Source organism: Opitutia bacterium KCR 482 (assembly GCA_029269845.2).
Lineage (GTDB): Bacteria > Verrucomicrobiota > Verrucomicrobiia > Opitutales > Intestinicryptomonadaceae > Merdousia.
The window spans coordinates 854,757-873,479 of sequence record CP149973.1; the positions used below are offsets into that span (position 1 = coordinate 854,757).

An 18,723-nucleotide genomic window follows, 5' to 3' on the forward strand; every position below is an offset into this window, starting at 1 on the left:
ATAGCGCAAATCAATTTTCGCCTAACAAAATCGCTCCTTAAAATAAAACATCTGATTCCTGACAACAGGCATTCCTTCTCCCTTTTTCCCAGAATTTGTCTTTAAAAAACGCACAATAAAAATAGGCAAAAAGGAAGTAGCCTGTTTTTTCATTTTGACTCATTATCCCATTGTGGCTCTAATAGATTTAAGATTCTTTTTCTGTAACTTTAGATAATCTTTTCTCTTGAAAATAAAAACACAGGATTACATAATAATAATCATGTTAAACAACATACGTTTTTACTATCTATAAAAGTAATTCCTACGAATAGCAGTCTATAAACATATGGAAAACAATTATACATACGACATAACCCGTTTGGATTTAGAAAATTTAGCACAACGAACTTCGATGAGGTATAATATGTCAACCCATATTCGAGATCTTCTTTTCAATTTTTTTGGGATTAGAGCAACGGTAAAATTTCAGGGAAGTGAAGATGTCGGTTCGCCTGGATATGACGGGGACTTATTTATACCGGAAGACATGAAGAATCCAATTTTCCCAGAGGGGAATAGTGTCTGGGAATTGAGTAATCAAGTAGATATAGATGGCAAAGCAAATTCAGACTATAATAAACGGCTTGCGAATGCTGATTCACAGAAAACATATGTCCAAGCAACTTTTAGAAGATGGGATAATAAAGAAAAATGGGCAGAAGAAAAAAGAAATGAGGGAAAATGGAAAGATGTAATTGCGCTCGATAGTCGCGATTTTGAATCTATTTTTAACAATCCACAATCTGGTTCGGCGAGATTGCGATTATTAACCTGCCTGGGAAAAGTTACTACAGGAGTGAAATTTGTAGAATCAGAATGGGAAAGAATTTATTCGAGATTGGGAGAAAAACAACTCCTTCCTAAATCATATTTAATGGGGCAAACAAAAGCAATAACAGATTTGAACGAATTCTTATGCAGCGAAGATAGGATTATATATGTAAGAAGTGATTTTTCATCAAGCGATTCAAAAGCTTTTTTATTGGCATTTTTTGTGCACAATAAAGAACATTCTCCATCGGTTGTTATAGTTGAAAACAAAGATGTTCTTGATTATTTAATAGATATGGGATTCTCGGGAATTATCATTGTGGATCCAAGTTTAAAATTAAGCGGAGAAACTTTTTATAGGTGTAATTCTTCCAATGCTAAAATTTTGCTTCCTATTTATTCAATAACTAACGCTAAAAAGGCAATTCAACTAAATAGATTACCTAATACGAGTTACGTAGAGCTATTGCAGAATATTGGGTTTTCGGAAGAAGATTCTATGCGATATTCTAATATGACGAACGGCTCATTGACTTGTTTGAGGTGTTTTATCAATGATTCATTTCCAGTATCGCCATGCGCTCTAAACGACAAATCTTATACGCTTTTTGCTGTTGGTTCTTGGGATGTAAATTTCCCTGGCGATGTAAATACATTAGAGAGATTAGCCAAAGTTTCATATGCTGAAATTGAAACCACAGTAAGGGATATGGAACAATATGAATACCCTTTTATTGTGGGCGCAAAAAAGAAAGTTTCAAGTTATAATAAGATTGGGGCATGGTTCTTTTTTGCGCCACATATAACTTCATCTTTCATTGATTCATTTTTAAACGAAGCTTATAATGTATTAACAGATGTTGATCCAAAATGGGATTTAACTGCAGATAAAAGATTCGCGGCAGAATTATATGGTAAAAAAGCCAAATATTCTAATACTATAAAAAGGGGTATTGCAGAAACATTATTGTATATGATGGCCTTTGCAGACAGAGCGCCTGATATGAAAAGCCATTTAGTTGCAGGTATAAAACGCCTATTAATTCGTGTTTATGAATGTTTAGATACTTGGGAGAAATGGGCTTCTGTTGATTCTATATTACCTTTGCTTGCAGAAGCAGATCCAGATATATTCTTAGAATATATGGAAAGGACTATTGCTAGTAAACAACAATTGTTCATAGAATTGTTAAGCGATGATAAAGATTCCTTCACATTTGGAGATTGTAAACATTCTGGATTACTTTGGGGATTGGAGTTAGTATTATGTTTTCCTGAACACTCTCGACGTACAGCTGATGTTCTTGTTGATCTAGCAGTTATTGATCCTATGGGGAATTGGGGGAATAGACCAAAAAATTCATTGACTAGAATTTTTCTTTATTGGCTACCGCAGATACCATTAAAAATTGAAGATCGACTTTCGATTTTAAAATCTCTATACAAAAAACATACCAATATTGCTATATCTATTATAAAATCCATTATAAATACACATACATCTGGACAAATCTATTATCCTAAAATCACAAAGTACGAGCTTTGGAAAGACAATAAAGAAGATTCCACATTTTATTACTCGGAACTGTGTAATTTCTATCTTGAAGTCGCGAGGGATCACCCCAAGGAAATAGTATATCTATTAGACAATCTTGGGTTTCATCGTGGATTACAGTTTAAGTTGTACGAACTTTTAAACGGAATAGATATTTCTGCTTGGAATGATTCTGATCGTTTAAAAATTTGGGAAAAAGTACGGAATGACATATGGTCCTACAATCAATTTGAAGGACATCAGAATTGGCAAATAACTCCACAAAGGAAAGAAACGCTTCGAGTATTATACAATAAATTTAAACCGAAAGACAAAATTGTATTGTATTCAAAATATTTCGAACAGGGATTAAGATTAGCAGAATATAATGATGTTCCAAAGGATCTAAAAGAACGTGAAATTTATAATAGGGACTTCCAAAAAAAAGCATTGGAAGAGTTCCTAAGAGAATTCGGAGTAGATGGACTTTTAAGTTTAGTTAAAATATCCGAAGATGTGAATGCTATTGTTCGTGCGATTGAAGATGCGAAAGATATTGACGCCATTTTTAATTCTATCCCGTCATGTCTTAATTCTGACAACCCAAAGTTATTTAATTTTGCGCAACTACTATTATACCATATATATAATGTAAATCGTCAGTTCGTTTTGTCATATATCGCGAATTCTTCTTTTGATGATATTATGAAATCAAAGATTTTCGCTTCATTGCCCTATGACGATGGTGTAAAACTATTACTCGATCAGGCTTCTTCTACAATAAAAGAAAACTACTGGGTAAACCTTTCTCTTATACCGATAGACCCTAATTCGGAATATATAGAAGAAATCGCTTCTGGACTTTTGTTTGCTGAACGCATCAAAGACCTTATAAAAATACTGTGGTTATCAAATAAAACTTTTACAATAAATTTCCTATGCGAAGTCTTAGATAAAGCAAGGGAGCGCAAATATCATGAATTTATAGCGTCTTCTTATTATGAAATTATTATAATTTTTAAAAAAATATATTCACACCCTGAGATTAAAAATGTGGATAAAAATTTGATGGTAGGATTAGAAATATCATATTTGGGAATTTTTAATGGATATAACGACATTGAACCCTTATTTCTCCAAGATAATATTTTTTCTAGTCCACAATTCTATATAGATCTTGTAAAGGGCGCATATAAGAATGATAAAATGGAGGAATTCGTTAAGGATTCTAATTTGTCCGAGATGAGTTATCGCATACTAGATGAAATTAGAAATGTTCCTGGAAAAAATGAAGAAACTTTTGATGATACAATTTATAAAGAATGGATTCAGGAAATAATTAAGTTATCTAAAGAACAAGAATATTTCGTTGGTGTAAAATGCGCCTTACCTAAGGTTCTTATACATACGCCTGCAGACGAAAAAGATGGGATATGGCCGCATCGTGCATTAAGAGATATTTTAGAAGAACTTAAAGATCCTGATTTAGAATTAAATTTAGTCATTGCAAAAATGAATTCTAGAGGAGTTCGGTCAGGAAGTTTTAAACAAGAAAAAGATGAAGCAAAATATTACAGAGAACAAGCATCGAAATTAGCAATAATCTACCCACGAACTTCTTTAATTTTAAATAAGATCGCAGCCGAATTAGATTCATATGCAGATTTTTTTATCGATGAATTCTAAAATAGCGCAAGAGAAATATTATCTAAAAATAATAAATAAAAATGTTGCGTATTTTGTCGTGATGTGGTAATATAGATACCATAACGGGACAGGGTATGATGATAAGCAAGACGAAGATTTCAACTGAGGGGTTTGAGAAGGTTGAGATTACTGCGGAGATGGCTGAGATATTCGGGCTTCCGAAGAAAGCCATTGGGAAATGGGCGGTTGTTGCAGAAGATGATGTTGAGCGTCGCTTAATGAAAGTTCGTTTAGACGGCTATTTTGCGGACGACAAGTACAACAATCATCAGCGCATTTCCAACAGGATTTGGGGGCAGATGTTTGGCGGGGTGCGCTGTGCAAAATTTGAATTTTCCAAGCTATGCACGCGCAAGAAGAACTGGATATTGGCGCTTATTGACGAATTTGAGAAAATCCCCGAACTTGCCGTATCTCTGCGGAAGTTGAGCTTTGACGACATCGTTTTGCAAATTATAGACGACACGAATTCTGAGCGTCCGCAGGGCAAGGCGTACAGCTCGATTGCGAGCGCGATAACCTATTGGAAATACAAATATGGAGACAATGGAAGATGAAAATCCGTCAAAATGATTGGTCAGAATTTGGTAAGGATTTTATCGTAAAAATGCGCAAAAATACAGGGTTTTTGCCTTGTATTTGTGCTTACCACATACGTAAAAATGCGCAAAAGTTTTTAAAAACCGACATTTGCAACATCACAAGCATCAACAACATACAAAACCAAGAAAGCCCGAAAATGAATACAACCAGAAGGAGATTAGGAAACGCTCGTTCTATCCGTTGAACTACATGGGCGGGATAAATTAGGTAAAAGAATGCACAGCTTCCTTTTAAAGTCAATCTAATTTCAGCCGTATAGGGTGTGTTTTAGCGGTATACGATTTTTGTTTTTTTGAAAAAAAACGCATCGTCGAATATTATATCTTTTCATTATATAGCAACTATGTCTTGATTTTCGTTATATGCTTGCGCGAAAAAGCCTTCGGGAAATCCCGAAGGCTTTTGCATTACAAATTCAGCTTTACTTTTCTGCGCCTGCGTTTTCCGTTTCCAGCACGCGCTGTACCGCTCCGCCGGGGGATACGATAATCGGGTTCTGGAACACGCTGCCGGGGCGCATTTCTTGGAACTGTTCGCGGCCTGCGCTGCCTCCGGGGGAGATTCTGTTGACTGTGACGAATATCAACAGGTTCTTCTTCTGGCGCGTTTCACCCTTCGACTGGAACAGTCTGCCGACCCACGGAATATCGCCAAGTACCGGCACGCGGTCGTCAACTGTGATAACTTGTTCGCGTGTCAAACCGCCCATTACCAGTGTTGCGCCGTCGAACACCGTTACCGATGTGCGTACTTCGCGTACCGAGAACACGGGCTGAATGAAGCCGGACGGTACTGTTACCGTTGTGCCGCTCGAGATAGCGACTGCGACGCCGCCGTATTCGAGGAAGCCTTCGAATTCTGTTACGCGGGGGTTCAAGACTAAGTTTATCGAGCCGTCTTCTTCGACGTTCGGGGTTACTTCCATAACGACACCGACGTCGTATTTTGTAAAGTCGGTCGGAGTACCGGGGGTGATTGTTACACCAGCCGAACCAGAGCTACCAGAGCTGCTACTCGACGAAGTACCGACGTTCGACTGCATGTCGCCCCAGCTTTCGGGGTAGCGCATTTGTTGCGAAACCGTAATCGAAGCTGTCGAGCCGGAGATTACCGTTACTTTCGGAGCGCAGAGCAGGTCGGAACCGTTCTTCTGTTCCAGTGCGCGGACTTGGAGGTCGAACGCATAGGAATTGAGGAAGCCGATGAAGCCCGACGTTGTATCGGTCGAATTTCCGCCGATATTGATTGTCGAAGGCAGGGAGGGAACCGAGGGATAGAGAGTTGTCGGTTCGACAGCACTACCCGCTTCGGTAATCTGAATCGGGGTTCTGCCCGCGTTTGTACTCTGAGCGGAATCTTTCAGCGAGCGGTTGCTCGAAGCGAACATTGTCGTTTTGCCGAGAATTTCGTTCTTGGAGTCGAACTGCGCGACTGTCCAGTTGAAGCCGAGTTCTTTAAGGTCGCCCTGGCTGACTTCCATGAATTTGGCTTCGATTTCGACCTGCTTGATTTCGCTATAACGCAGGAGGATATTGCGAACCTTATCGAGGTTGCGGCGGGTGTTTGTTACCCAAAGTTTCGTTCCGTCGAACGCGAGGTTTGCGCCCTGACCGAATTCAACGCCCGCTTTGATGAGGAATTGCTTGATGGCTTCGCCTTTGTTGTCGTCGCCGCCGCCTGCCGCAGCCGTGTCGAACGGATTGTCCGAGCCTGCGCTGCCCGCCGCTTTGATACCAATCATGCGCGTTACCGCCGCCTGGGTAATCGGGAAGTCGAGCGTATCCATCGAGCTTGTCGCGCTGGAAGTGTCGGACGCCTTGCGGACTACGATTGTGTCGTTTTCGATGTCGTACTGGTATCCCGCCTGTTGCGTTACCCAATTAAGGATTTGTCCGAGGGGAAGGTCGCGGAGAGTAAGAACAACGTTCTTTGTTTCGCCGCCCGTATCAAAGAGGACGATGTTTACGCCCTTTTTGCCTTCTGTGGATTTGTCGTAGTCTACCGACAGAACCGACAAAGTGTTGATAGCCTGCGCGAGCGGAACTCCGGGATCGGGGAAGCTTACGTTGGGGATAACGATATTGCGCAGTTTTGCGTCTACAACCGAATCCGTGCGCGTACCGCCCATATCGACGCTTGCGCCCGAATATACCTGCGGGCGAACCCAGCTCTGGTTTACTTCGTCAAGCATCGATTCGCGGGTTGCGAGGTAGGAGAGTTTTCCGGGGGTCAGCAACTTTTCGGCGACGAGGCGCAGGTACGCTTTTGCCTGAATGTTGTTGGCGTCGAGAGTTTCGATTTGGCGGAATGTCGAGCGGGCGCCCGCGTAGTCGCCGTAGAGGTACTGTCTGCGACCCTTTTCGAGGAGCGCGTTGACTCTTTCGAGTCTGACAGAGTAGTCGGGGCTTACGTCCGAAATCTTGTTGTTATAGGGGTTTTCCTCGAAAGCGTCAACTTCCGCGGTAAATTGCTGGGCCTTTGCCTGATTTTCTTCGGCGGCGGCGTATTCGCCTGCGAATTTCTTGGCGTTCTTCACGTCGCGGTCGGCCATTGCGATGTTCGCGCGTTCCTTTGCCATTGTGGCTCTTGCGCGTTTGAGTTCCGAGCGGACTTGGTCGCTTGCGGGCGAGTATTCGTAGGAGGCGATTTTTTCGTCGGCAAGAGTCAGTTTTTCCGTCGCGACGTCCCAGTTACCCGAATCCATTGCGTCGTAGGCTTCGTCGATGAGGTCGAAAGCCGCGAGAATCGAGAGCTGTTGTTTGCGGGTCGCCTCCGAGACTACTGCGTCTGAGGGGGCTTCGGCTTTTGCCTCTTCCTTGTCTTCAACCTTGGCGGCTTCAGCTTTTTCAGCTTCCGCCTTTACGGCTTCTTCCTTTGCGACTTTCTGCGCCGCTTCAACCTTGTCCGCCGCAACCTGACCCGTCAAAACGGGCGTTTCGCCCTTGGACTGGCGTTCGATATCGGCGTTGACGTCTGCGAGCATGCGCTGTACGCTTTCGTCGTTCGGTGCGAGCTTCACAAGCTCTTCGAGAGCCTGTTTCGACGCCTTAAAGTCGCCGCTGTCGCGCGCCTGAACGGCCGTAACCATCAAGCGTATTTTCTCTTGCGTATTGTCTGCCTGTGCGGCGGACGCAACGCCCGCGAACGCCGTGCACGCCATTATAGCCGCCACAGCCGCCCGTTTCTGGATTCTGTTTATTTTCATATTAGCTGTATTTGTAATTTGTTGGAGAATTAATGTAGACGTTTTTCGAAAAAATTAAAGAATTATTTTTATCTTTTCGATTTTTTTACGGGCGCGACGCCCGCTTCTGACAAAGTCATGGTTTGCGGAGTAATGTCTTTATCGGAGGGTACCATTTCCACTACCGCGCTTCCTTTGTCAAAATCAACCGACTTCACCGTGTATGTCGCGTTGGCGACTTCCTTCGATTCGCCCGCGCCCTTCACGTGCCACTGGCCGCCGTCGGGCAGCAGGAACGTCATTCTGCGACTGTCCTCAATCACGGTCGGTTTATTCGAATACACCGTGATTTCCTTGCCCAATTTTTTGTCGAACAAAACGACTTTCACAACCTGCGCAATCGTATTGTCGGCGTTCTTTACGCGCTGGCGGTCGAACGATTTTACAACCAGCCCGACATCGACCGTTTCCGCCGTGCCGTTTTTGCCCATTACCTGCATTGTCACGGGCTGGTTGAGGCGGGCGTTGAAGAACGCCTTTGTCGATTCGTTGCGAAGCTGGATGAGCGGGTTTTCAAAGCTGCCCATTGCGCCGACGTATTTAATCGGATACGGTTCGTTCGAGATTCCGCCGAATTTGAGCGCGAACGACTGCCGCGCCATCGCCTTGATAAGCGGCGATTCCGTGATGAATTTGCCGTCTTCGTCGACCCAGATTTGCGGGGGCGTGAAGACCTGGAAGAACCATCTGCCGTCTTCGTCCTGCGGGCGGACTTCCGGCCATTCAATCGGCTTGATTTCCAAGCGCGGAACGGCCACTTCCTTCCATTCCATGCCTTTCGCCTTTTTTGCGAGCAACGCCTCCGCCTTGTCCGCCGATTCGGCGATTTTGGGTTTGTTCATTACATAGTATCCGCACGATGCGCCGAGCACAACAAGCGATACCAGAAAGAAAATTTTGTCGTAATATTTCATATCGCGTTCCTTTATTTAGCTTCGGCGGCGGGCTTTTTGTTTTGGTCGGGCTTTACGACCTCGACGTATTCTATTACAACCGTAAATTCCGAAACGTTGTCGGTTACAACAGGCGTGCGCGACGCCTGCTGCTGTTGCTGCTGGTCCGAGCCGTCGGTCTGGGCGGCGGCGGCCGCTTCGGCGTTTGCCGCCGCGCCGAAGATTGCGTCAAGACCCGTGGGCGCGGACTGCGCGTTGGCGTCTCCGAAATCGTCGGAGGGCTTTTCTTTGAGCTGTTCGAGCTGGGAGTAGTCGGCGGGTTTTACGTCGATACTGCGCACAACGAGCATTGCGTCGAAATCTTTGAGCTGGTTGAGGAATCTGCGGAGCACGTCGGTGTGCCCTGCGAACGTGAATTTGTATGCAATCGTATCGAGACTGCCGGCCTTGCGGGCGGTGATTGCGGGGTCGATTTTGAAGTTGTCGCCCGACTGCAAGTCCGCATTGCGGCGGGCGCGCGCGTTGCGGCGTTGTTTGCCGTCGTCCTTGACGCCCTCTTCGGGGAGGAGTTCGCGCTGGACGTTCAGAATCCACATCGGCGACTTGTCCGACTTGCATGCGAAGAGTTTTTTATTCACATAATTGAGAACGCACGCCTGTTTCCAGATTGCCGCAAGCGCCTCTTCCTTCGGGGGTTCTGCGTTGGGGGCTACGTATTTTTTGAAGCCGAAGTCCATCGAGTCGGAAAGGTCGATTTCGAGCTTTCTTGCCTCCTTGCGCCACGAGTTTACGAAGCCGCGGAGCTGTTCGACCAGCTGGTAGCCCTCTTTCGCGGTGAGCGGCTTGAAGATTGACGCCGACGCGCGGGTCAGGTCTTTTTCGAGAAATGCCAAGTGGCCTTTGAGTTTGTCGATGTTAGACTTCGACGCGTCGATTGCCTTTTGCGTGGGATCGTCCGCGAGGGCGTCTCTGTACGAATTCATTTCGCGCGAGAGTTTTTTGGAGACCGTTGCGCGCTGCGAATTCAGGTAGACGTCGAAGCCCGCCATGCCCGCAAACGCGAGAAGCAGCACCGCCGTCACGACGAAAAACAGGGGATATTTCTTAAAGTATTTCATAGGGATTTTTCTCTCCGCAATAAATTATATGGGCTTGTCGGGGTTTACCGTCAAAGTGAAGTCGAACTTCAAGATTCTGGGGTTTGTCGGGTCTGTCCTGACGTTCGAGTAATCCTTGATGAACGACGAGCTTTTGAAGGAGTCGAGCAGCTTGTTTATGCGTTCGATAGCCTTGTTTGTGTCGTAGGCTTCGGGGTCGTCGGGATTGGCGTCGCGCAAAAGCAGGCGTCCCGAAAGTTCCAGATTGTACATGGGCTTTTTCGGGTCGGCGGAGCGCACGACGTGCAACTTGTCGAGCCAAACGTCCTTCTGCTCCATGAGTTTCTGCTCGATATCGATGAACAGGTTAATCCAGTTCGACTTGGATTTCGCCAAGCCCTCCAAGCCCTCTATTTTCGAGGAGAGAAGCTTTACTTCCTTTTCGTTGTTTTGAAGCTCTTCAATTCGCTCGTTGATTGCGGGCGTGCTTTCGGCGAATTTTGCGATGTACGCCTTGTCCGACGAAATCGCGCCCGATACGAAAAGGAACGGGGGAACAGCCGCCAGCGCGAGCAACGCCGCGCCCAAAACCATGAGCGGTCGCTTCGCCGCGAACTCTGTTTCCTCTATAATGTGCCTGGGCAAAAGGTTTACACCCATCGCGCCCTGCACCACCATTCGCGCAGCCTCGCCGACGAGTTCGCTCATCTGCTGGGAGCAGGCGTTGAGAAGCGCCTGATTCACGCCCGCCGAAACGGAGACGTTTGCGAGCGAGTCCAAAAATTCCACGTCCATCTTCTCGTCTTCGGCGATGTATTCGGCGAAGCCGGGGAGGAGCGAGCCTCTGCCCGTGAGGTAGATTTTCTTCGGAGTCGCCACGCGCCCCGTTCTGCGGTAGTTGAGAATCGAGCGTTTCAGCTCCAAGCCGATTCTCTGCATTACGCTCTTGGCGTTCGAAGTGAAGTGTTCCGCCGCGCTCGACGCCGTGGACGACATTTCGACGTCCTCGTTATTCTTGAAATATTTGCATTTGAGGTCTTCGACAAAATCGAAGCTCTGCCCCATCGAGTCCGCAATCGCCTGAGTGAGGGCGTTGCCGCCGACGGGAATGCTGCGGGCGAAAAGCCCGTCGTCGCGCACGACAAGCATGTTCGAGAACCGCGCGCCCACGTTGAGCAGAACGACGTCGCTTTCAAGACCGCAGTACTTCCAAGTGTTGTAGTCGAGAATCGACGACGCCTCGATAGTGTCGGCTACGATTCCCACCGACGCCAGCGCCGCGCAGAATTCGTCCGCCGCGCTCGACTTCATGGAGGCGAGGAAAATTTCGGTTTCAATGCCGTCGTCGGCAATCACCTGATAGTCCCACGAGACTTCGTTGATGGGGTACGGAATGTTCTTTTCCGCCTCGAACGAAACGACCTCCTTTTGGCGGGCGGCGTCCACATGGGGAATTTTGATTGTCTTTGTAAGCAGGAGCATCGAGGGGGCGATAACCGTCGCCCTGCCCGAAACGTTCATCGATTTTAACGCCGAACGCAGAGCTTCCAACCAGTCTTCCTGAACGGAATAGTCGTAGGAAAGCTCCTGCATTTTGAAATCTTCAAGCACCAGCCTGCCGTTCTGCGCCGAGAACTTCGCCGCAGTGACATGCGTGGCCTGACAGTTTATTATGAGCTTATTTTTTTGAGCCATTTCTCTTTTTTAAATTGGGATAGGAGCAAAATTGTTTGCGGGGTATTTCTTGAAACTATCAAAACCGCCCCTTTATAGTAAAGCAATTTTTTCCGCAAAATGCAAAAAAAACGAATCCGCCGGGGGCTTCCCGCGCCCGACGGATTGCAAGTGGCTATTTGGTCGGCAAATAGGTGGGAATTGCGCCGCTGGTCTTGTTGTACTCGTAGCGTTGGACGTTCAGGGGAACGTCGCGCAGGGTCATGAGCACGTTTTCGTTGGCGGCGGATGCCGACTGCACAAGCTTCTGGTAGCTGTCGTAGACTTTCTTTACGTCTGTCGAACGCGCGATATTTTTGGAAAGCATCGTCTTCATGTTCTCGCGCGAGAGCGCCACGGGCGTGCCGCCGACGCTAAGCTCTATGCTGTACGCAAAGGGGTCTTTTGATAGCCTGTAAATGGGGAACGCCTCCGGCGGTATATAGAATACTACGGGGACTTTCTGGTTGCATTTTACCGCGAAGAGCTTTGCCTTGTTTTTTAGCACAATCATGTTTTCGGGCTTGTTGCGCTCCGACTTTTTAGCCTTTTCGTCGAGGTATACGAGAGTCAGCGCAACTTCTACATCGCGCACCCACTGCTCGTTGTTCGACTTGTCGTCGGGGTTTTCGTTGCCAGCAACTTCGACCATGATTCGCGTCCACTGCCCGGTCGACGCCAAGATGTCGGAGGGTTGCAGTCTTTTGAACTCGATTTTCGAGACGCTCACGGGGTCTGCTTTTGCGAAGAGGGAAGTCGGAAGCAGAGCCGCCGCGAATAAAGCGATAAACAAACTTTTCATAGATTTCATGAAGTCGATTAAACTATTTTCCCCCCTTAGGTCAAACAAATTTTGAGCAACCCGCCCTCCCCGAAGCTGCAAATCCCCCGTTTGAGCTTCCCGCCGATACCGAAAAGCGGACTCCGATTATTGTTGACAAATAGGGATCGAATTTATTTTGTAGAGCGAATATTGGAACAACCAATAAAACCAACAGCACGAAAATTCCATGAAAAAACTGACAACAATACTCCTACTCGCAGCCGCGCAAATCTTTGCGGCGGGAGCGATTGCCGCCGGCACAATCAGCACGAAAATCATTTCGCCCAAAGGCGCGACAAACCTTGCGGTTTTCGAGGGAGACCCAATAACGCTTGAAGCCGAAACAGAGGCACAATCAACAACGGAATCTTCAATGTACGCCTGCTGGTTCGTATCAACAGACGGCAAAAATTGGACACCCGAATACGAAGTAAACGACTTAAAAATAGCATCAAGTCATCAATATTTATATCAATACCGTGACCTTTATACGCTCGAAATCAAAGAGCTAAAAGAGACCATGAAATTCAAGTTCGAAGTAATGGGCAGAGACAGGAAAAAAGCGACTACTGGCGTTTACACGGTTTCGGTCTACCCGCGCACGACGGTCGATGTCGGGCTTACTACGCGCTACGTTTTCGACGGCTCGAACAAAAAATACAAGGACGCCGACTGCAAGTTAAAGTTCACCGCAAGGGCGAGCGGCAAAGCCCCCTTTAAATACCAGTGGTACGAAGTTGTTGGCGGCGAAAAGACTCCCATCAAAAACGCAAAAGCCGCAAGCTACACCACGCCCAGAATTACCGACTTCAACAAGCAGTACATGGTTGAAGTCTCCAACGCCGCGGGCACGGTGGAATCTAAGCCAATCACGATAAAGCGGGCGGTTGCGGCGAAAATCGCAACGCAACCCGCAAACGCGTTTAGCGGCGACAAAAACAGCTCCGGAACATTCTCCATTGTCCTTTCAGCCGATTCGGGCGAAAACCCCAAATTCCAGTGGCAGCGTTGCGACGTCGGCAAAAGCACCGCAGTCGAAAGCAACTGGAAAAGCGCGGGCGCGGCAAGCACATCGGGAGTTTGCAGCACTTTGGTTGTAAAAAATCCCACGGCAAAGCTCAACGGCGCACGCTACCGCTGCATTGTCTCAAACGCGGCGTCCGAAAAGCCGATTGTCTCAAACGCGGCAAAGCTCACGGTCTACCCCTCGGCTAAGATAACCGCGCAACCCAAGGCGGCGACGGTGATTGCGGGCAACGAGTTCGAGCTTAACTGCGCGGCCACGGGCGTAAACGTAATCTACATTTGGGAAAAGAGCGACGACAACGGCAAGACTTGGTCGGTGCTTCAAAGCGGCAAAAGCGGCAGCCTTAAAATCACGCTCGACGAAGCCCAGAAAGCCAAGTTCCGTTGCAAGGCGGTAAGCCGCACCGAAAGAGGAAATTATATCTATCCCGAAGCCGCAAGCTCGGCGGTCTTGATTACCGCAAACGAGCCTGCGAAAATCGACGAAATCCTGATTACGCAACTCGGCGACGAAACGGAGACGGTCTTCATAGACTATCCTTTCGAGCTTAAAGCGGTCGCAAGCGGCAAGGCGATAAAGTACCAGTGGTACGAGTCCTCCGACGGCGGCGCAAGCTTTGCGGAAATCCGCGGGGCGAGAGCGGCTACATACAAAGTCGCAAAGGGCAAATACAAGCGGGAGGCAAGCATGCTCTTCAAATGCGAAGTCTCGAACAAGTTCGGAACGCAGACTTCGGAAGCGTCCAAGACGGTCGCGGCGGAGCTTATGAATTCGCCCGTGCCCGTTTCGCTCGAAGGCTACGGATTTGTCGGCTACATCGACGGCGCGTTCACAAACGCAATCTTTACGGACAAGTCGAACATGCGCATGGCGGCGAAGGTCGGAAAGGTGAAGAAAGAGGTGAGATACACCTGCAAAAGAACCTCGCCCGTTTCGGCGGACATCTCGATTACCCTGACACCCTTTGACGATTACAAGGGCAAATTCGGAAAAGCGCAAACGCTCAAATACGAGCTGTCCTACGCCGACGGCACATACATGCTTTGCGAAAGCACAATGCCGTTCGATTACGCCGACAGAATCACCCTTTACAAGCCTGACGTACCCGCATTTAAGGCGAACGAACTCAAAGACGGCATGACGTTTAAGTCGAAGACTACGCTCTACTCGACTATGACGTTTAAAATTACGGACGCAAAAAAGCGGCAGTTCACATGCTTTAATTCCGACGGAATTGAATTCGGAAGCGGCACATACACTTACGCCGTAAAATCGCCCTCGACGGCAATCATTACGTTCAAGCTCCCGAAACCTCCCTCAATATACGATTTGAAAACGCTCGAATTCGAATATGCCATCGCGTTCGAGACCCAGTCGTCCGCGTCTGTTAAGGGAGCTGCAATCTGCAACGAATACGCCGTAAGCAAAAAAAATGTGTCCAGATATTACGCTTGCTCCACCACGTTTGAGATGAAGACCGCAGAGCAGGCGGCGGGAAATTCCGTTGAAATAGTCAAAGCCCCGAACATCGACTTCAATGACAACCCGAATATCGGCTTCGAAGGCGGCGACCCGAACCTCGACCTCGGAGACTTCGACATCGGCGAAGACGGCGAAATAATCGGCATAGGCGACAATACTTGGGGAATCGGCGAACTTGCGCCCGTAGGCGCGGACGCCGAATAACCCGCCGATAGCCCTACAAAGCCGAACAAACAAGGCAAAGCAAAAGCCCCGCATTCAAAAAAACGCGGGGCTTTTTTGCGCAAAAATTCCGCGACGCGCAACGCAAAAAATGGCACGCCCCCAAAGTGCGATACACTACAAAACGCGCTTCGCCCAAAACAAAGCGCAAGCCGCCCGCAAGGCACGCCGCGATAAAAACAAAATCCGCGGGCAAACAAAGCGCGCCGCGCTTCAAAAAAAATCGCGACGCGCCGCAAAAAAGGGAAGACTGCGGAGCGTAAGCCGGATTCTGTGGCTCTTGCGAACCGGCATTCATTTATCTGCGCGGGCGGATTGCTCCGACCCCGCGCCTCCTTGCGGAGTGCGACATACCCGATGTGTTATGGACGAGCCGCCCCACACCCTACATTGTCTTGCACCGAACTGGGTTTGCAATGCCCGTCGGGATTGCTCCGACGGCGGTGGTCTCTTACACCCCCTTTTCACCCTTACCGCTTGCGCGGCGGTATATTTTCTGTTGCACTATCCATGCGGAGGCGTTTTCCGCCGCCGCCCCGTCCTTTCAAACGGAGTTCCGCCCTGTGGTGTCCGGACTTTCCTCTCGGCGAACCGAGCGAATGCCTGCCCCGCAGTCTTCGAAAAAAAAGCTCTCACAAAAACGGCGCAAAGCGCAAGCAAATTCGCATCGAAACACGCCGCGCGAACGCAAAAAAAACGCCGCCCGCCGGCGTTCGGCAAGGGGCGGCGTTCGGCGCAAAAGCCGCGCGGACGCTAAAATTTCAGCTCAAACTTCGCAAAGCCCTCCTTGTTGTCGGGCGATTTCAGCAGGCTAAGCTCCACCGAATTGTTGTCGGGCTTTGCCGACATCTTCGCGCCGGCCGCCGTTGCCGACTTGAACGAATAGCGCGCAGGAACGTGGATTGCAACCGTCGTCGGGAAGCCGTCCACAAGGGCGATTTTGCCTTTGAGCGTCTTTGTTTTGGCGTCCCACTTTTCGTCGAGAATTTCGAAATTCGTCTGCGCAATGTGGCGGTCGGTTGCGAGAATGCGCGGGCGGTCAACCGTCGGGCGGGCGACGAGCACGCGGACTCCGTGCGCGGGCACACGGATTGCGTAGGGCGGATTGAAGTTGGTGTAGGTTTCGCCCGTCCAAAATTCGCGGCAGGTATACGAACCTTCGGGCATGCCGAGTTCTTTCGCGCTTGCCTCGACGAGCTTTTCCTCGTCGCCCCAGTTGAAGAATGCAATGACGTTATATTTGCCCATAACGGGGTGCTTTACCGCCAAGTTCCAGACGGGGAGCATGTCGAAGTACGGATAGAGCGCGGCGGGGCGCACAATGGCGGCGGGCAGCGTCTGTTGGAGAATCTTCATGCGGTCGGGCGCAAGGTTTGCGAGCTTGTCGCCGAAGAACGTGAGCTGGCCGGGGAGCGCGACGATTGTGGCTGTCGTTCGAGCCTCTTCAAGCGGAAGGTCGCGGACAAGCACGGTGTCTGGGTCGGCAATCATCGAGATGTTGTGCGTGAAAATCTGGTTGACGGTGCAACGCCCCTGCAAGAGCACGTTTTTCCACATGACGGGCTTGTTGGGGTGCACGATGTCCGCGCCCGTACGCGCCATTTCGGCGTACGCCGCCTCGGGCCCCGACGTGTGCCCCTGGCACGCAAGGAAAAGCCTGTCGCCGCCGATTCCCCTGCGGAACGCCTGCACGGTAAGCTCGAACGGGTTTGCGCACTTGGGATTCTTGAAGCGCGCGCGGATTGACGGACGCTCGTAGAGGTGCGCGCAGTAGCCCGCGTCGCGCCCCGACATGCCGTCGATTTTGAAGAACTCGTAGCCCCACTCGCGCGACGCCCTGCGCATGATTCCCTCTATGTGCGCAAGGGCTTCGGGAACGGTCGGGTCTATCGTATACAATCCGTTCCACGACCAAATAGGCTTGCCGTTTGCGTCGTGCAAAAACCAGTCTTTGTGCTTTTCGTAGAAGTCGCGGTTGCCCGTTCCGTATGGGGAAATCCAAATTCCCGGGCGGAAGCCGAGGGCGCGAATGTCGTCGGCGAGCTTCTTCATGCCGTCGGGGAACTGCTTTTCGTTTACCTCCAAATCGAGGTGGTAAAACTTAGACACGGGCAGCTTGTCGGAATTGCCCTGCCACGACTCTATCGACCAGATTTCGCAGCCGAACGGCTGCAAAAATTTTTTGCCCACGCGGGCCTCCGCAAGGTTGTCTTCGGCGGTCGCCTTGTCGAAATATGTGTTCCAGGACATCCAGCCCGTGGGGGTCTTCGGGCAGTTTTTGCGGTCGAGCGGCTTGTAGTACGGAACATAGCTGTTTTTGAAATAGTTTTTGCGCAGGTCGAAAACGAACTTCGCGCGGGAGCTTTTTTCTATCTCGCCCGACATCTCGAATTTGTACGACTTCGGCGAAAGCGTCGAAATTTTCAGTCCTCCCGCCGACATCGAAAGCATGGTGTCGGTGGCGGGCGCAAACACGGAGTCGTTCAAAAGCGAATCCGCTCCGCCAATGCCGAGGGCGAGCACGCGCTCTCCGTCGGCCGGCTTGCTTCGGCACGCAAAGGCGTCGTCGGAGGTTTTTATGCGCCCCCAGAGCTTCATTTTGCCCGAATACGCCTGCGCGGTTCGGTGGTAGAAAAGCATTTCGAGAGTGTCGTTGTTTCGAGGGAAGACGAGGTATCCTTGAACGTTCCCCTTGGCGTCGACCAGCGCAAAGCGGTTCTTCACGCCGTCGCGCGAATTTACCACGCCCCACTTTTTGCCGTCCGACTCGAACAAAAGCTCGCCGCTGACCGACACGCCGTCGTTTTCGGCGCTTAGAACCGAAGTTTTTTCGTCGAAAGAAACGCTCCATTCGGCGAAAGAAAAGGCGGGCGCAAGACACGCCGCCGCAATCAAAAAAGATAATTTTCCCGTGCGCATATTTATTGTTGTATAGGGAAGCCACGCTACGCGCTTCGGCGCGGCGGTCAAACAAATTCGGATTGCAGCAGCGCAAAAAAACGCGCATGCGGGCTGTCAGGACGCGTTGTAGACAAGCTTTTTTACGTCGTAGCCAAGCTTTTCGGCGCGGCCGAGAATTTCCGCCAAGACGGGCTTCGGGAGGGTCGGAGTCCGCGAAAGTATCCACAAATATTTTTTGTCCGACGCGCCCACGAGCGACCACTCGTAGCCGCCGCCCCGCGCAAGCACAATGTAGTCGGAGTAAAACGGGCGGAAGAACGACACCCTAAGCTCCGCGCTCTTCGCGGGGTTCGGCACATACGCAATGCCGGTCGATTCCCGCCGCGAGCCGTCGGGCGCAGTGCCCGAATTTACCACGCGAACGCGGCCGTCGGGCATAAGCTCGTAGACGGCGGAACAGTCGCGCAAGCCGTGCTGGAAGAAGTTTTCGAACCGCGCAACCTCGTACCATTTGCCCGCGTAGCGGCTCAAATCTACTTCGGGAAGCGCATGCCCCGAAGCCCCCGAATGCGAACAGCACGACGCCGAAAACAGCGCGGCGAGCGCACAGAATATCCCAGTTGTCTTTTTCATAAAAACGCCCTTTCATGCCGATTTTTAAAGC

At 49.3% G+C, this 18,723-nt stretch carries 10 protein-coding genes and 1 other RNA gene; 3 read left to right on the forward strand and 8 right to left on the reverse strand.

Annotated elements, in window-relative coordinates:
- The first annotated feature begins 328 nt into the window (after positions 1-328).
- Entirely contained in the window at positions 329-4,033 is a 3,705-nt protein-coding gene (locus tag P3B99_003550; protein WYJ08201.1) for a hypothetical protein, read from the forward strand.
- 95 nt (positions 4,034-4,128) lie between these two features.
- Positions 4,129-4,611, forward strand: coding sequence for a hypothetical protein (locus P3B99_003555; GenBank protein ID WYJ08202.1), 483 nt, complete (start codon positions 4,129-4,131; stop codon positions 4,609-4,611).
- Positions 4,612-5,078: 467 nt separating this feature from the next.
- Here the strand turns inward: P3B99_003555 and P3B99_003560 are convergent, their stop codons facing one another.
- From P3B99_003560 to P3B99_003580, 5 genes are all read right to left on the reverse strand, one after another.
- Positions 5,079-7,862: a hypothetical protein gene (locus P3B99_003560; GenBank protein ID WYJ08203.1), complete on the reverse strand. Its 2,784-nt coding sequence runs from the start codon at positions 7,860-7,862 to the stop codon at positions 5,079-5,081.
- A 68-nt stretch (positions 7,863-7,930) separates the two neighbouring features.
- Positions 7,931-8,815, reverse strand: a complete 885-nt coding sequence (locus P3B99_003565; GenBank protein ID WYJ08204.1) for a hypothetical protein — start codon at positions 8,813-8,815, stop codon at positions 7,931-7,933.
- Between the two features lie 11 nt (positions 8,816-8,826).
- Positions 8,827-9,912 (reverse strand): hypothetical protein, encoded by a 1,086-nt coding sequence (locus P3B99_003570; protein WYJ08205.1) that lies wholly within the window; start codon positions 9,910-9,912, stop codon positions 8,827-8,829.
- A gap of 24 nt (positions 9,913-9,936) precedes the next feature.
- A complete protein-coding gene (gene pilM / locus P3B99_003575; GenBank protein WYJ08206.1) occupies positions 9,937-11,586 on the reverse strand; it encodes a pilus assembly protein PilM in 1,650 nt (549 codons plus the stop codon).
- Positions 11,587-11,740: 154 nt separating this feature from the next.
- Positions 11,741-12,406, reverse strand: a complete 666-nt coding sequence (locus P3B99_003580; GenBank protein ID WYJ08207.1) for a hypothetical protein — start codon at positions 12,404-12,406, stop codon at positions 11,741-11,743.
- A gap of 208 nt (positions 12,407-12,614) precedes the next feature.
- Between P3B99_003580 and P3B99_003585 the strand changes: the two genes are divergently transcribed.
- On the forward strand, positions 12,615-15,140 hold the full coding sequence (locus P3B99_003585; protein WYJ08208.1) for an immunoglobulin domain-containing protein: 2,526 nt from the start codon (positions 12,615-12,617) through the stop codon (positions 15,138-15,140).
- Between the two features lie 263 nt (positions 15,141-15,403).
- On the opposite strand, the gene rnpB is transcribed toward P3B99_003585, so the two are convergent.
- The 3 genes from rnpB to P3B99_003600 form a co-directional block, all read right to left on the reverse strand.
- Positions 15,404-15,773: RNase P RNA component class A (rnpB, locus tag P3B99_003590), an RNA gene on the reverse strand.
- A gap of 138 nt (positions 15,774-15,911) precedes the next feature.
- Positions 15,912-18,077, reverse strand: coding sequence for an alpha-galactosidase (locus P3B99_003595; GenBank protein WYJ08209.1), 2,166 nt, complete (start codon positions 18,075-18,077; stop codon positions 15,912-15,914).
- 96 nt (positions 18,078-18,173) lie between these two features.
- Positions 18,174-18,692, reverse strand: coding sequence for a lipocalin family protein (locus P3B99_003600; GenBank protein WYJ08210.1), 519 nt, complete (start codon positions 18,690-18,692; stop codon positions 18,174-18,176).
- Between the last annotated feature and the right edge of the window lie 31 nt (positions 18,693-18,723).